This is a genomic window from Curtobacterium sp. PhB191 (genome assembly GCF_004346515.1).
GTDB lineage: Bacteria > Actinomycetota > Actinomycetes > Actinomycetales > Microbacteriaceae > Curtobacterium.
Genome location: NZ_SMBV01000001.1, coordinates 126,674 through 143,024, shown reverse-complemented (window position 1 = coordinate 143,024; position 16,351 = coordinate 126,674). Strand labels below are relative to the sequence as shown.

Genomic DNA, 16,351 nt, shown 5'->3' with positions numbered 1-16,351 from the left:
CCACTCGTTCCGCCCGGACCGCCGCGCTCGCGGCGGTCCGGGCGTTCGCGGTCGGTGGGGCCGCGTGACCAGCACGACCAGTACGACTTCGGGGGATGAACCATGGCTGACCTGCACGGCAACGATCCGGTCAAGTTCGACAACGGCACGGCCGACGCACTCAGCACGGCGCTGAACGGCGCGGCCGAGTCGATCGAGGGGCAGGCCGGCTCACGGCAGTCGTACGTCACCACCGCATCGCAGGAGTTCCGCGGGCACTTCTCCGAGCTCTTCGCGCAGAACGCGTCGACGGCAGCGTCCGACGGTTCGACGATCGCCGCGAACCTCCGCACCGTCGCGGGGTGGGTCGACAAGATGAAGGCCGCTGCTGAGCGGGAGAACGCTCGTCGCAAGGAAGCCCGCGACTGGGAAGCGGAGTACGGCGACCGGAACTTCTTCGAGTGGGTGCACGACAAGGTCGCCGGGGCTCCCGTGCCGCCCACCGTCCACCACGAGGACGCACCGACCTTCGACCAGGCGACCGGACCGAGCACTCCGCGCCAGACGCCGAACCCCGGCTCCGGTGGCGGGGGCGGCGGTGGGACGTCGTCCGCCAAGCCCGCCGACCTCCGCTCGTTCGCCACCGGGTCGTCGACGCTGAACCAGTCCCTCGACGGCAAGCCGGCCGGTCTGCGCGGCAAGCTCACCGACTTCGCGTCGAAGTGCTCCTGGGGGCACATCGACGCGACGAGCCTGGTGAACGCCTTCGAACAGTGGATCACCGCCAACGGCCAGGACGTCACCTGGGCGAACACCATCGCCGACGCGTTCGCTGCTGCCGGCGGTGAAGGCGCCGTCTCCACGGTCTCGGATGCCGCGCTCGCCGCAGCCCTGGCTGCCGCGGGGGTCTCGCAGTCCCGCACCGACCTGCAGTTCGATCCGCCGTCGGCCTACGGGGCCCAGCCGACGACCGGCTACTCGATGGACCCGGTCAACACCACAACGGGCAACTTCCTCGAACCCGAGCTCGACCTCGGGTTCACCGGTTCATCTGCAGCGCTGCAGGTCACCCGCATGTACAACTCCCTCGACCAGCACGTCGGGCTCTTCGGTCCGGGGTGGGCGTCGATCCTCGAGACCCGGCTGCTCATCGACGACGAAGGCGCGTCGTTCGTCGGCGCCGACGGTCGCCAGGTGCGCTTCCCGCGCGACGGCGAGGGGTGGGCCCGCGGCGTCGGCGAGAACCGCTGGCTCGCGGCCGAGGGCGACCGGCTCGTCGTCCGCGACAACCAGGGTGGGCGCATCGACTTCTCGCCGTCCGGGCTGTGGCTCGGACAGCGTGGTGGGGCCGGCACCGCGGTCCGCGTCGAGCGGGACGCCGCCGACGTCGTCGTGCGCCTGGTGCACGAGCGCGGTCGCTCGATCGACGTCGACCACGTCGACGGCCGGGTGGCGGTGCTCCGCGCCTCCGACGGCCGCCGGGTCGAGTACGGGTACGACGATCGCGGCCGACTCGTCTCGGCGACCGATGCCGTCGGCACCCGGATCTACGGCTGGAACGACGACGACCTGATCACGACGGTCACGAGCGCGGCCGGTGTCGTCGAGGTCGACAACACCTACGACGACCAGCGTCGCGTCGTCGAGCAGGTCAGCCCGCACGGCCGCACGGTGCGGTTCGCGTACCTGCCCGGTCGTGTCACGGTGGTGTCCGACCACGACGGCTCCCGGTCCAACTCGTACATCGCCGACGCCAAGGGGCGCCTGGTCGGGGTCATCGACTCCGACGACCGACGCCAGTCGATGAGCTACGACCGGTACGGCAACCTCGTGTCGGCGACCGAGCGGAACGGGTCCGTCACCGTGCACGCGTACGACGAGCGCGGCCGGAAGACCCGCACCGTCACGCCGTCCGGCGGTGACCTGACCTACGGGTACGACGAGCAGGACCGCGTCGCGACCGTCGTCACCGAGGCCGGCGCCGTGGTCAGCTACGAGTACGTGGGCGACGACCGCGACCCGTCGGTGATCACCGACCCGGTCGGCGGCCGGACGGAGCTGACCTGGCAGGACGGCGCCCTCACCCGCGTCGTCGACCCGGCGGGCGTGGTCCTGACGCTTTCCCACGACGCGTTCGGCGAGCTCGCCGCGACCACGAACGCCGTCGGCGACACCGCGCGGATCGAGCGCGATCCGGCCGGTCGCCCGGTCGCCGCGGTCAGCCCCTCCGGCGCACGGAGCGAGTACCGCTACGACGCAGCTGGGCTCCTCGTCGAACGACGTGACGCCGACGGAGCCGTCTGGCGATTCGAGTACGGCGCCGGCTCACGCATCGCAGCGGTCGTGGACCCGCTCGGAGCACGCACCACGTTCGACTACGCCCCGAACGGCGAGCTCGCGACGACCACCGACCCGCTGGGTCGGCGTGTCTCGCGGACGTTCGACGACCAGGGGAACCTGGCGGAGCTCGCAATGCCGGGCGGCGCGGTCTGGACGTTCGCGCACGACGCCTTGTCGCGCCTCCAGGCCATCACCGACCCCGCCGGCGCCACCTGGCGTCGTGAGTACGACGTCGTCGGCGAGCTGACGGCGACCGTCGACCCGACGGGCGTCCGCCAGGAGTTCTCGGACGACGTCGCGACCGGCGTCGCGACCCTGCGTGACGCCTTCGACACCGCGACCGTCCGGTTCGACGAGTACGGCCGACCCGTCGAGTCCACGTCTGACGAGACCGGTTCCGAACTCGTCACCTACGACGCTGCCGGCCGACCCGTCGAACTCGTCGACGGCGAAGGCGGCCTGACCCGACTCGAGCGCGACCTCGCCGGCCGTGTCGTCGCCTTGGTCGCCCCCTCGGGAGCGCGCTCGACCTACGAGTACGACGCCTGCGGTCGACCCACCGCGGCGACCGACGCCGCCGGGGCGCGGACGACGCTCGCCTACGACGCGGACTCCCGCGTCGTGGCCCGGACCCTGCCCACCGGCGAGGTCGAGGAAGTCACGTACGACGCCGTCGGACGTGTGGTCACGCAGACGACTCCGGGTTCCGGCACCGCGCGGTTCCGGTACGACGAAGCCGGGAGGCCCGTCTCCAGCCACGACGCACGCTTCGGCCGTCGTCGGTTCCGCTACGACCCCGCGGGGCAGCTGATCCAGGTCGTCAACGGTCTCGACGGGGGCACCTCGTTCGAGTACGACGACCGGGGAAGGCTGGTGACGATCACCGACCCTGCCGGCGGGACCACGCGACGCGAGTACGACGCCGCCGACCGTGTGGTCGCCGTCACCGACGCGCTCGGCCGTACCACCACCGCGGCCTACGACCCGGCCGGGCGCCAGATCCGCCAGACCGATCCCGACGGCCGCACGACGGAGTGGACCCACGACGCGGCTGGCCGACAGCGGGCCGTGCTCGTCGACGGTGCGGTGCAGTCGGAGATCTCCCGCGACGCCGTCCACCGCACTGTCGTCGTGGCGGACCACACCCGTGGTGCCGGTCGGACGATCGAGCACGAGCTCCAGCACGACCGCCGTGGCCTGCTCGTCCGCCGTGCCCGAGGCGACCAGTCCGTCGCGTGGGAGTACGACGCCGACGGCAACCGCACCGCTCGGGTCGACCCGAACGGCACCCGCACCACCTACCGTCGCGATGCCGTCGGCCGCGTCGTCGGGGTGGAACGGGAGGGCGCCCCTGCCGGCACGTTCTCGTACGACGCCTCGGGTCGGATCGTCCAGGCGGCCACGGGCGAACTGGTGCAGTCGTGGTCGTACGAGGGTGGCGCACTCGTCGCGCACACCTCGACGACGCTCGACGGTGCCACCACCACGCGCATCGAGCGCGATGCCGACGCGCGCATCACCGCGATCGACGGACCGTCCGGAGCGGTGTCGTTCGAGTACGACGCCGCCGGGCAGCTCGTCCGCGCCGGGGACTCGACGTGGACCTACGACGACGGTGGGCGACTCGTCGCCGAGACCGTCGGCGGTGTCGAGACGCGCCACGAGTACGACGCCGCCGGACAGATCATCGCGACGATCACCGAGGCCGGCCGGACCGAGTACGTCCACGACGGTCTCGGCCGACGCATCCGGCGGACCACCGCCGACGGTTCGACCACCGAGTACGCGTGGTCCGACCTGGGGTACCTCGCTGCCGTCGTCGACCGCGACGCCGCGTACGCCGAGACCGGTCGGCTCGACGTCTGGGTCGATGCCCTGGGTGAACTCGCCGAGGTGGCCGGGGTCGCGGCGTGGTGGGACTCCGCCGCGGTCGTGCCGTCACTCATCAGCATCGCCGACACGTCGCTGCTCGACCTGCCGGGGGGTGTCACCGCGATCGGCGATGTCGTCACGCGGCCCGCGTGGCGCAGTGCTCGCGCCACCGATGCTGCGGATCCGTGGGCCGCGCTCGCTGCCGTCACCGACGTCGGACTGCCCGCGGGGGTGGCACTGACCGGTTCCGGCGGGGTGTCCATCGCCGGGCTGGAGTGGCTCGGCGCCCGTGTGTACGACCCGGCGGCGCGGGGCTTCCTGTCGGTCGACCCGCTCGCGCCGATCCTGGGTGCGGCGTGGTCGGGGAACCCCTACTCGTACGCCGGCAACGATCCGTTGCAGGCCGTCGACCCGCTCGGGCTCCGGCCGGCGACGGACAAAGACCTGCAGGCGTACCGGGATGCGAACCAGGGGGCGATCGCTGCTGTCGGGAGCTGGTGGGACGACAACTGGGAGTACGTGGTCGCGGGGGTTGCGATCGCTGGCGGCATCGCGCTCATGTGCACCGGGGTCGGCGGCCCTGCTGGAATCGCGCTCATGGCTGCGTCTGGGGCGTTGCTCAGCGGGGGCGTCTCGGTGGCGTCGCAGAAAGCACAGACCGGAAAAGTAGATTGGGGCAGAGTCGGAGTCGACACTGCTGTGGGCGGCGTGCTCGGTGCAGCCGGTGGCGGAGCAATGATGTTCGGCAAGGCTGCCATGGCAGGCGCACCTGCAGGCCAAGCGGCGCGAGCCGTCGCGGTCAACATGGGTGTCAACGGAGGGGTCGGTGCTGTGAGTGGTGGTGTGACCAACCTTCAGAAGAACGGCTGGCAGATCCGCAACGGGTGGGAGTTTGCGGGGGACGTCGTCGGCGGTGGTGTGTCCGGTGCTGCCGGAGGAATGGCTGGTCCGGCCGGGGGCACGATCGCTAAGGAAATCGGGTACTCAGCGTCCGGAGCGCTCGCTCAGGGGACGTCCCTGGTGCTGAGCGGCGCATCAACGGCGGCCGGGACGGCAGTTAGTCAGGTGATCAGCGGGGACGGAGTGGATCTCGGCACTGTGGCGCAGAACGGAGCCACGGGTATGGCGGGCACGTACGTCAGCGGGAGGATCCTCCCGGGTCAGCACGGAGTGGATACCCTTGCGCAGATGCCCTACTTCCACCCGCGAACCCCCTCCGGCGCGTTCAACTTCTTGCAGAAGAACACGAGCACCTTGTGGGGATCGGCCGTCGGCGGTTCGGTCGTGGGAGGTCTTTTCGGATGACGAGTCGATCAAGCCGTCGAATGCGACCTTGGTTCGTCGATGCCGTTGCAGCCCTCGCTTGCCTGGCAATCGCCTGGTGGCGCTTGCGGAGTGGTCCCGAGGACATCAACGTCCCCGCGGCGATCATTGTCGGTGCCGTTGCTCTCGGCTACGGGAGCGCCGTCGGATGCTGGTCGAAGCTGAACGATCGTCGCCCGGTGGTACTGGCCGCGCTGATGGTGGTTGTGATCTTGGTCTTCATCGGCCTCGTCGGCGCTGCTCGGCCGATTGCGGGTCTTCAATGGTTGTGGCTTCTCACCGCCTTTGCCGGTCTGATCAGTGGCGCAGCGGTCGGCGATCGCGTGAGCGTACGGCTCCGGGGAACTGCGCAACCGAGGATCCAGCGCTGACCAATCCTGTGTGAGCTGCTTGGTACAGACAAGCGGTGTCCGTTGCGGAGTCGACGGGGCAGTGGGTCAGCGCGCACATTCTCGTAGCCAAGAATGCAGTCGCTCAACTTCGACCGCCGTGAGCGTGTGCGCGACGGCCTCGACGTTCGGCGTGATGACGAGAGCGATTGCGTCGCCCGGCACGTTTTGTCGCGCCGCATCGATGGGTGCTCCCGTGTCCTGTTCTCCGCCGAAGAACAGGAATGCGGTCGGAGTCGAATCAGACTCGATCTGTTGCACCCGACGGTTGACAAGGCTCGAGAGCTCTTCGCCACGAAAGACGGCGACGACGCTCGCAATCTCCATTGTCACGATGAGCTGGAGGCGACGGGTCAAGCCGCGGGGTTCGGCGGAAGCTGTGATCCGAAGACCGCCGGAATCCCACGTCGACGGTGACGGCATCTGGATCGCTCCCGCCCTGGAGGCACGCTTTTCGAACATGCCGAAATGCTACTGACGTGTGCTGGTGGGCGGGCCGCCCGCGAGCAGGAAGGCCCTCGCAGACCCCGATGAAACCGGTCAGATCGACGTCCAACGGAGACGGCTCCATCACCCTCGGCGCCGACGGCCGTCCCCTTGAAGCCGACGACGGCGCGGGCGGACTGACCCGCCTCAGACCTGATCTCGCAGGCCATCCTGGGACGGTGGACTGCCTGCCGGCTGGCCAGATTGTCGGCACGACGGGCGTCGGAGTCACGGTTGACTGACACCGGCGCTGAACGGCGCGTGCGGCGGGACAGGGTCGCGGCATCGATCGTCCTCGCTGTCGTTGTCCTCGTGCCCCTGCTGGGCTTCTTCGTCGGGCCGATCACGTTGAAGGTGTACGACGCAGGACACCGGGTGCATGCAGTCTGTACCGTCACCTCTGCCCACAGCAGCGCCGGATCGTCCCACTCGCTGAAGGGGATCGGTTCGTCGACGGCGCAGATCGTGTTCGAGACTTCGGACTGCGGAACACTCGTTCTGCAGCGGGGCGTCACCCGCGACAACGAGGACGACCTCGCCGAGAGCATCGTCCCGGGCGAGCGCTATGAGTTCGACGTCGGCGCGGCCTCCTTCGCCATGCGGAGCTTCCTCAACACGATTCGACAAGCCGTCTACGTCAACAGCTTCGAGCTGGCCTGAGGGCGGCTGAGGCGCTCGTCAGTGCCCGAAGACCCGGACGAATTCGTTCCACTGCGTCGGCGCACGCTGCTCGAGCCATGCGCACAGTTCCTGGTAGGCCGCATCGATGGAGACGACGCTGATGACGCCGCGCTGCCCGTTCACCTTGATGTCGAGTCCACCGAACCGGTTGGTGGTGGGCCGGATGTGCTTGATCGCCGCCGGGTCGACGGTCCGCGGGGCGCGGAACATCGGGGTGACCACCAGCTGCGAGTCGTACGCCTCGACGCGACGGCGCTTCTGCCCGACGCCGAGGTAGACGAACAACAGCCCGAACAGCACCATGCCGACGCCGGCAATGAGCATCCCGATCGCGTCGGGGTCGTCGAGCATGCTGAGCGTGGCCAGGAAGAAGAACCCGCCGACGACGATGAACACGATCCCGATGATCCGGAGCAGCAGGTAGTTCCACCGGCGTGCGCGGACGGTGAAGAGCACGCCGTAGGCCTCGTCGCCGACGACGGTGGACGGTGGTCGCTTGCGATCGCTGCGGCGGACGAGCGCGCTGACGGCGGCCGGGATCGCGATCATCGCGAGCAGCGCGATGAGGACCGGCGAGAGGTTGAGTGTCACCGATCTGCCCCCGGTCGTGCGTGCGGACGTCGTCGTTCGATGGGCCCGAAGCCCTGGTCCCCCTGGATCATGCGTGCAGAGTATCAGCGCGGTTGTGGAAGGCGAACGCGCAACTCGCCGGATGCGATACGTTGTATTCCAGTCGGGGCGTGTGGCCCGAACGGGGGCGGCCAGGGCGGCCGATCGACGCGGACCCGACGCCATCGAGCAACTAGCATCGATGTGCTCGACGATTCTCTTGGGGGGAAGACCGTGATCAACCAGCGTGCCGGGAACACCGGAGCACGAAGCACCACTCGCCGGCTCGTGGGGGCGGTCGCCGTCACCGGCATCGCCGCTCTGGTGCTCGCCGGGTGCACGTCCGACGACAAGCCGGTGGCTGACCCGTCACGGATCTTGCAGACGGTCGACACGCGTCTGGCCGCGGACGGCTCGATCACTTCGATCTCCGACACCGCGATCTCCGTCGCGGGCAAGGACTCCTCGTCAGCGACGACCGACCACGACCCCGCGAAGGCGGCTGGTGACCTCCCGCTCCGCATCACGACGCAGTACTCGACGTCGAAGAAGACCGGTACCGACCTTGCCGACCTCGACGGGTACTCGGGTCGTATCGCGATCGACCTGACGATCGAGAACCTCACGGTCACGTCGAAGAACCTGACCTACGACGTCGCCGGGACCTCCCGCTCGACGCCGGCGCTCGTGGGTGCACCGTTCAGCGTCGCGGCCTCGACCGTCCTCACCGGCACCGCGGCCGACCGCATCGTCACCGATGCCGCTGACTCCGGTTCGTCCACGGACGGCGTCGTCAGCACGAACGAGGACGGGGACGCGGTCGTCCAGTGGGGTCGCCTGCTGGCACCGCCGACATCCGGCGCGAGCAGCACGCTGCACCTCGTCGCCGACGTCAAGGACTTCACGGCACCGACGTTCGACGTCGCCGCGCAGCCCGGGCTGTCCACGGACCTGTCCTCGACCGGCGTGGTGAACGCGGCGTTCGGGTCCGACAGTGACTCCGAACTCGCGCTCCAGCGCCGCACCATCGACCTCATCTCGCAGGTGAACGAGGTGCTCGCACGAGCGGGCGGCACGATCACCGAGGTCCGGTCCAACCTCGAGACCACGTCGAAGACCCTCGGCGTCAGCACGGCCGAGCGGCTCAAGGAGAGCAGCTCGTCCTTGGCGGGCACCATGCGGTCCCTGTCCGGCGAGCTCGGTTCCCTGAACGGCGACCTCGGCGCGACCGTGAAGGCGACACAGTCCACCGTGCTGCAGCAGCTCCAGCAGACCACGACGAGTCTCGACAGCCTGCTCGGCGACACCTCGGCGACGGCACCGGCCACGGTGCTCGACGGCAACGGGTGCGCGGCGACGCCGAAGACCTCGACCGCGGGCGGCAGCGTCTACGGCAACCTGCTCCGCGTCTCGTCGCAGCTCGAGGGCTACGCCGACGCGAGCGAGGCGTGCAAGCAGCAGGTCAGTGCGCAGTTGGCGGGATCCGTCGGCCCGGCGTCACCGGACGCAGCGACGTGCGCCCCTCAGGAGGCCCGTGGATCGTTGACCTGCGCGCTCTGGGAATCGTCGCGTGCGGTGAGCACCTCGTTGATCGGTCTGGTCAGCACCGGGCAGCAGCTCGCCGACCAGCTCGACCCCAAGCTCGCGGACACGGCGATCGAGCAGTCGAACGCCCTGCGCGCCAAGCTCGGCGAGATCGACACCGCGGTCCAGGCCCTCGGAAGCGACGGCACCGGCGAGGTTGCTCGCACCCTGCAGGCTTTGCAGGACCTGCGTGACCAGACCGCCGACGACCTCGGCCCCGTGCGCGACGCCGTCACGACGGTGAACCGGCAGGCAATCGCAGCGAGCGGGCTCGTGGGCAACGCCGGCGATGGTCTGTTCAGCACCTCGATGCAGGCGCAGAACCGTGAGGTCGCCGACCAGCTCTGCGCCCTCGCGGCAACCGACCAGCTCGACGCGGAACAGGCGGATGCGCTGCGGGGCTACCTGACCGCGACCCCCTGCCCCGGCGCCGAAGAGGGCACGACGCTGAAGCCCGGTGGACGGTTCAGCACCCCGATGGATGAACGCCTCACGGACCAGGCGAAGCAGTGGGACGCGGTGATCGCGGCAACCGATCTCCGTTCCGCGACCGGCATCGGTGCCGCGATCACGACGCTGTCCGACGACGTCGATGCACTCGACGACGGCATCGAGGAGGTGCGTCGAGCGGTGCGCAATGACGGGGGTTCGGTCGACGGCGCAGCCCGCCAGCTCGAGGAACTCGTCGAGCAGGCAACGAAGTCGAGCGATGTGGTCGGCACCCAGCTGACCGCGATCAGCGCCCAGCAGACCGAGCTGCAGGACGCCGTCCGCAAGGCCTTCGCAGACGCGTCCACGCAGTCCGAGAAGGACGTCCAGGAGATCATCGACCAGCAGGTGCGGCAGGTCAGCGAGACGGCGAAGGGCAGTCGTGACGCCGTCATCTCGGCCTTCGACAAGTCGATCGCCGGCCTCCGGTCCACCTCGGGCGAGGTCACGAAGGACTCGAAGGGCACGATCGACGAGCAGAAGAGCACGCTCGAGCAAGAGGGTTCGGAGCTCTCCTCCGCGGTCGACCGGCAGACGGCGTCCAGCCTCGAGCGCATCGCGGCCAGCACGAGCGCCTCGACGCGCGACGTGCAGGGTGCCTCGACGCTGCTGACCGGCGACCTCAACCGCGTGATGCTCGACCTGGGCGACCGCAAGGTCAACGGCTCCGGCATCCTCGGCGCCATGGCCACGAGCGCGGCGAAGTCCGACTCCGCCGACTACCAGCTCGCCCTGGCGTCGCAGAACGCCGCGGGCTACGCGAACGTCCGGGCCGAGGACGTCGCCGGCATCCTGCTCCAGCAGGAGCAGTTCCGCGCATCGCTCGATGCGGCGACGACGCTGCCGGCGTTCCAGTTGAAGGTCCCCGCCAGCGCGACGTCGACCACGCTGTACACCTTCCGGATCGGGGCCGACCGATGAGTGACCAGACGACCGAAGCAACTGAGACCGAGGGTGCTGACGGAACGCGTCCGCGCAGCCGCCGTCCGCTGCTCTTCGTCGGTATCGCGGTGCTCCTCGTGGCCGCGGTCGTCGCCGCCGTCCTGACGTTCCGGGCGTTCGGCAGCAGCACCCCGGCCGAAGCGGTGTCGGCGACCGTGCCGGTGAAGATCACGGTGGCACACGTCCCGGCGAAGACGAAGATCGGCATCATCGTCACGCTCGGCGACGGCGAGGGTTCCGAGTGGAACGAAGCGGCGCAAGGCGCGCTGGTGGCGGAGCGTCGGCTCGCACTTGGTGGCACCGACGTCGCGCTCGTCACGAAGAACGACGGCGGGACCGCTGCCGGGGGCACGGCCGCGGTCGAGGCCCTCGCGAAGAGCGGGGTCGCGGGCATCGTCGTCGCCTCGTCGGGCAGCCACGTGTCCGGCGCCCTCACTGCTGCTGCGGCGAAGGGCATCCCGGTCGTCCTGCCCTACGCTCCGGCGGAGAAGGACTCCTGGTCGACGGCGCCGGCCGCTGACTCGATCAGCAAGGCGATGACGACGGCACTCGGTGACGCCGACGCTCCACTGCTGGTCGACCTGGGCGGCGGTGCTCCGGCGGGCCTGCGGGTGGCGCACGTCCTGGACGGTGACGACACCGCGGACACCGCAGCGCTCGCCACGACCGTCGCCGAGCGCACCGGCGCAACGAGCAACGAGCAAGACGCGGACGCAGATGCCGATGCCGATGCCGACGCGAAGACCCCGACGCCGGACTCCGACGCCGTCGTCGTCAGCGGCTCCGCAGAACGCCAGGGTGCCTTCGTCGCCGCGCTCCAGGCCGAGAACGTCACGGTGCCGGTCGTCCTCACGCCGGATGCGACGAGCCCGGCGTTCGGCGCCGCACTCGTCGAGGCCGGCGGCAGCCTGAGCGGTTCCTTCCGGGCCGTGGGTGTCGCCACCGACGACGCCCGCGCGCTCGCCTCCGACGCCGGGGGCCGCGCGATGTCCGCCTTCCTCGGCGGTGTCCGGGTGCTCGCCGGCGACCAGGACGCCGAGAACCTGACCGGTGACCAGCCGTTCTCGGCGGTCGCGGGCGCAGCGGACTCGCGCAGCCACGACGCCGTCATCGCCCTGGTCCGCGCCGTCGGTTCGGCGCGGAGCGTCGAGCCGGCGGACGTCACCGATGCCCTCGCCACGCTCGACCTCGACGCCGATGCGGGCATCGCCGGTCCGGCACTCGACTTCACGCGGCAGCAGGCACTCGGCGCACACGCGACGGTGCTCGCGGCGTCGGCACAGCAGCTCGGTCTCCGTCCGGCCAGCACCGCGTCCGGCGACGGCACCGGGAGCGGAACCGACGCTGCCCGGACGGCGTCGCTCGTCTGGTTCGACGACTCCAGCACGGACTGACCCACCCACGCACCGACCCGGAAGAGGAACGCGAGCATGCGCCTGTTGATCGAGCTCGACGACCGACGTGATGCGGTCGAGGTCGACGGGTGGTCCGGCGCATCCTCGCTCGGGGACCTCGTGTCCGCGGCCATCGGCCTCACGCTCGAACCCGGCACCACCCTGGCGGTCGACGGGCACCGCACCAGCGTCGACACCCCGCTCCGTGACCTGGTGCTGCTCGAGGGATCGCGCATCGGACGAACCCCCGAGGAACGGCCGCTCGGCACCGACGGCTGGACCGTCACGCTCGCCGGCGGGCTCGAAGCCGGCCTCGTGGTGCCGGTCCCGCGCGGGCGGAAGCTCGTGGTCGGCCGGGCGCCGCAGGCCGACGTCGTGCTCCCCACCGAGAGCGCGTCGTGGGAGCACTGCACCGTCGAGCGCGAGGACGACGGTGTGCGGGTGCGTGATGCGGGATCGACGAACGGCACCGTCATCGCCGGGGAGCGCATCGACGCCGAGGGCGTCCTGCTCACCGGGACGACGAGGGTCATCGGGGGCGGGGCTGTGCTGCTCGTCCGGCCGGCGCTCGACGAGGTCCCCGTGCCCGCGGCCGGCTCGATGGCGAACCTGACCCCGGCGGCGACGGCGCCGTTCAACCGTCCACCGCGCGCCGGACGGACCTCCGACGCCGAGACGGTCGTGCCACCCGGACGCAAGGACGTGCCACCGGCGTCGAAGTTCAGCTGGATCACCGTCGCCGCGCCCCTGGTGCTCGCCGGGGCGATGGTGCTCCTGCTCGGCGACGCACGGTTCGCGCTCTTCGCCCTGCTCTCCCCGGTCACCGCGATCGGCATGTGGTTCGAGCAGAAGCACCGCCGCGCGAAGAACCTCAAAGAAGAGGACACCCGCTTCGCCGAGGCTGTGGAGTCCTTCCGCGGTGAGATCTCCGAGGCCGCGGCCGTCGAGGCCGCCCGCCGCCAGGAGCTCGTGCCCGACCCAGCGACCGTGGTGCGGCGAGCCGAACTGCCGACCACCCTGCTGTGGCAGCGTCGATCGGACGACGAGGACTTCCTGAGCCTGCACGCCGGCACCGGAGACGCTCCCTGGCGGCCCGAGGTCGACCAGCGTGCAGCGTCCGCGAAGCTCGAGGACGAGGCGAAGGCCGCCATCGCGGACAGCCGTCTGACGGCCGCGCCGGTGGTTGCCGACCTGTCCGACGCCGGCGTCGTCGGGATCGTCGGCGACCGTCAGGGCGCCCTCGCCCTGGCGCGCAGCCTGCTCACGCAGGCCACCGTGCACTGCGGTCCAGCGGACCTGACGGTGGGCGTCTTCTGCGACGCGGGCCGCGCGGACGACTGGGGGTGGGCCTCCTGGCTGCCGCACGCGCGTGTGGCGGGGAGCAGCACCGGCGCCCGCTGGATGTCGGCGCAGCGCGACCAGAGCGCGGCGATGCTCCGTGGCCTGCGGGAGTCGCTCGACGAGCTGCCGACGCCGAACCTGCTCGTCGTGGTCGACTCCGAGGTGCTCACCGAGGGACGGGATGCCCCTGCCCGCAACCTGCTCGGCCAGGGCCGCACGGTGCCCGGGCAGTCCCTGCGCCCGGGGGAGCGACCGCGCCGGGTGAGCGGCATCGTCATCGCGACGAACGAGCAGCAGCTCCCCGCCGCCTGCACGTCGATCATCACGGTCGGTGCCGATGCCGCCGCCACGGTCTACCGGCCGGAAGACCGGACCCGTGTCGAGGACGTCGTGCTCGCCGGCCTCAGCGTCGAGACCGCCGAGCGCAGCGCCCGCAGCGTGGCGCACTTCGACGATCCCGAACTGCTGGTGCCGGGGGCGTCCTTGCCCGCGCTCGTCCGCCTGCCGGAGCTGTTGTCGGGCGACGGGATCCGCACGGCGTGGGACACGCGCACGGGCTTCTCGACCCCGATCGGCTCGTCCGAGAGCGGTGTGCTCGAGATCGACCTCGTGCGCGACGGCCCGCACGGCCTGGTCGGCGGCACGACGGGTTCGGGCAAGAGCGAGTTCCTCCGGTCCCTCGTGGCCGGGCTCGCCGCGCGGAACGACCCGACGCGCCTGAACTTCCTGCTCGTCGACTTCAAGGGTGGTGCGGCCTTCGCAGCGTGTGAGCGCCTCCCGCACACCATCGGCACGATCAGCAACCTCGACGAACAGCTCGCCGACCGTGCGATCCGGGCACTCGAGGCCGAGCTCGAGCGACGGCAGCGCGTGTTCGCCGCGGCCGGGGCGGACATCGACAATCTCGACGCCTACCTGGCGACGAAGCCGAACGAGCCGATGCCGCGCCTGCTCCTCGTCGTGGACGAGTTCGCGATGCTCGCGAAGGACTTCCCGGACGTCCTGACGTCGCTCGTCAGCATCGCGGCCGTCGGCCGAACGCTCGGCGTCCACATGATCCTCGCCACCCAGCGGCCGGCCGGTGTGGTGAGCGAGGACATCCTCGCGAACACGAACATGCGGGTCGCCCTGCGGGTGCAGAGCCGCGAGGACTCGACGAACGTCATCGGTGTCCCCGCCGCAGCCGGGATCGGTCGACAGCAGACCGGCCGCGCCTACGTGAAGCTCGGGCAGGACGACATCACCCCGGTGCAGACCGCCCTGGTCACCGGCCGTGCCCGTGACGAGCGTGCCGAGCAGCCGGTGTCCGTCCGACCGACGGACGTCTTCGGCGTTCCCGCGCCGGTGCCTGCCCCGGCTCCGACGGCGTCCGACGTGACCGACCTCGACCAGCTCATCGAGTCGATCGGGCAGGCGAACGAGGCTGCCGGGTACACCCCGCCGCGCCCGATCTGGCCCGAGGCGCTCGGCGACCGCGTCGAGCTCGCCGCCCTGATCGACCCGCGCCCCGCGTCGGTGCCCGTCGCCCTCGCCGACGACCCGGACCACCAGCGCCAGATCACCACCGGATGGGACCTCGACGAGGGCAACCTCATGCTCATGGGCATCCCCGGCAGCGGGACGAGCACCGCCCTCGCCACTATCGCGCTCCAGCTCGCCGCCGCGTCGAGCCCTGACGAGCTCGACCTCCTCGTGCTCGACATGGGTCCGGGGGACCTCGCTCCACTCGCGCAGCTGCCGCACACGACGGCCTACGTCGGCTCGGGTGCCGGTGCGGGGGAGCTGCAGACGCGGTTCCTGCGGCACCTCCGCGTCGAGCTCGAGCGTCGCCGTGCGGCACCCGGTGGGCGCCGTGCCGTGGTGCTCATCGACGGCCTCGCCGCATTGCGCGACGAGTACCAGGACTTCGAGGGCCAGCAGCTGCTCGACGCGCTCTACCGGGTGTACGCCGAGGGTCCGGCGCTCGGCATCTCCTTCGCGGTCTCCACGACCCGCGCGAAGGCCGTGCCGTCGGCGATGGACGAGGTCACCACGCAGAAGTGGATGTTCCGCCTCGCCGACCCCTACGACTACGCGTCCATCGGGGTCCGCCCCAAGGACGTCCCGCCGCCGGTGCCCGGCCGTTTCATCGACTCGACCATGCGGCTGCAGTCGCACGTCGCGACGCCGGACGTCCCGCTCGCGCAGGCCGTCGCACGGATCGCGGAGACCCGGTCGGACGCTACGAAGAAGGCGAGTGCGGTCGGCCGGCTCCCAGACGCCGTGCTCGTGGACGAACTCGGCACCGGAGCGGTGTTCGCGGGTGAGCCCTGGCGGATCCCGATCGGCATCGCCGAGGACGACCTGCAGCCGGCGTCCGTCGAGGTCTACGACGGCGAACACGTGCTCGTCGCCGGCCCGGCGCGGTCCGGCAAGTCGAGCGTGCTCCTCGCCGTCGCCGAGCTCGCACGGACAGCCGAGGGTGTCCGTCCAGCGGTCTGGGCGATCTGCGACCGCCGGTCGCCGCTCGCCTCGGGTTCGTTCGACCGCATCGCCGTCGGCCCGGACGAGGTCCCGGCCCTGTTGGCCGGGCTGCGGCTCGAGCGTGGACCGGTGCTGCTGTTGATCGACGACGCGGAGCGGTTCGAGGACGGCGACCAGGCCATCGCGACGCTGCTCACGACCGAGCGCCCCGGACTGTGCGTCGTGGCGGCCGGCCGGTCCGCGGACCTCCGGTCGCTGTACAGCCACTGGACCCGAGCGGTCCGGAAGTCCCGGTGTGGCGTCCTGCTGCAGCCGGACGTCGACTACGACGGCGAGCTCCTCGGTGTCACGCTCCCGCGTCGTGCACCGGTCGCGCTGACCGTCGGCCGCGGCTACGCCGCTTCAGGCGGGACCGTCCGTCTCGTGCAGACCGCGTCTGCTGTCAGCTGACGGAGACGC

Annotated in this window: 8 protein-coding genes; 6 read left to right on the top strand and 2 right to left on the bottom strand. The window is 70.8% G+C overall.

Going from position 1 to position 16,351, the window contains the following annotated elements; translation table 11 throughout:
• The first annotated feature begins 102 nt into the window (after window positions 1-102).
• Together EDF48_RS00675 and EDF48_RS00670 are read left to right on the top strand one after the other, a co-directional pair.
• Window positions 103-5,496: a DUF6531 domain-containing protein gene (locus EDF48_RS00675; RefSeq protein ID WP_131877509.1), complete on the top strand. Its 5,394-nt coding sequence runs from the start codon at window positions 103-105 to the stop codon at window positions 5,494-5,496.
• Complete coding sequence (locus tag EDF48_RS00670; RefSeq protein WP_131877507.1) at window positions 5,493-5,885, top strand: hypothetical protein; 393 nt, start codon at window positions 5,493-5,495, stop codon at window positions 5,883-5,885. Before EDF48_RS00675 ends, EDF48_RS00670 begins: the two co-directional genes overlap by 4 nt.
• A gap of 66 nt (window positions 5,886-5,951) precedes the next feature.
• On the opposite strand, the gene EDF48_RS00665 is transcribed toward EDF48_RS00670, so the two are convergent.
• The gene (locus EDF48_RS00665) at window positions 5,952-6,365 is read right to left on the bottom strand and encodes a hypothetical protein (protein WP_123293281.1); all 414 of its coding nucleotides are present in this window, start codon (window positions 6,363-6,365) and stop codon (window positions 5,952-5,954) included.
• 258 nt (window positions 6,366-6,623) lie between these two features.
• On the opposite strand from EDF48_RS00665, the gene EDF48_RS00660 reads away from it, so the two are divergent.
• Complete coding sequence (locus tag EDF48_RS00660; protein ID WP_131877505.1) at window positions 6,624-7,049, top strand: hypothetical protein; 426 nt, start codon at window positions 6,624-6,626, stop codon at window positions 7,047-7,049.
• 18 nt (window positions 7,050-7,067) lie between these two features.
• Here the strand turns inward: EDF48_RS00660 and EDF48_RS00655 are convergent, their stop codons facing one another.
• Window positions 7,068-7,661 carry a hypothetical protein gene (locus tag EDF48_RS00655; RefSeq protein ID WP_131877503.1) on the bottom strand — a complete coding sequence of 198 codons (594 nt, stop codon included), beginning with the start codon at window positions 7,659-7,661 and terminating at the stop codon, window positions 7,068-7,070.
• 252 nt (window positions 7,662-7,913) lie between these two features.
• Here EDF48_RS00655 and EDF48_RS00650 point away from each other — a divergent pair, with 252 nt between their 5' ends.
• From EDF48_RS00650 to EDF48_RS00640, 3 genes are read left to right on the top strand one after another with little or no spacing between them, the layout of a single operon-like run.
• Window positions 7,914-10,673, top strand: a complete 2,760-nt coding sequence (locus EDF48_RS00650) for a hypothetical protein (protein WP_131877501.1) — start codon at window positions 7,914-7,916, stop codon at window positions 10,671-10,673.
• Window positions 10,670-12,088 (top strand): hypothetical protein, encoded by a 1,419-nt coding sequence (locus EDF48_RS00645; RefSeq protein WP_131877499.1) that lies wholly within the window; start codon window positions 10,670-10,672, stop codon window positions 12,086-12,088. Before EDF48_RS00650 ends, EDF48_RS00645 begins: the two co-directional genes overlap by 4 nt.
• A 36-nt stretch (window positions 12,089-12,124) precedes the next feature.
• A complete protein-coding gene (locus tag EDF48_RS00640; RefSeq protein WP_131877497.1) occupies window positions 12,125-16,342 on the top strand; it encodes an FtsK/SpoIIIE domain-containing protein in 4,218 nt (1,405 codons plus the stop codon).
• Window positions 16,343-16,351 lie beyond the last annotated feature (9 nt).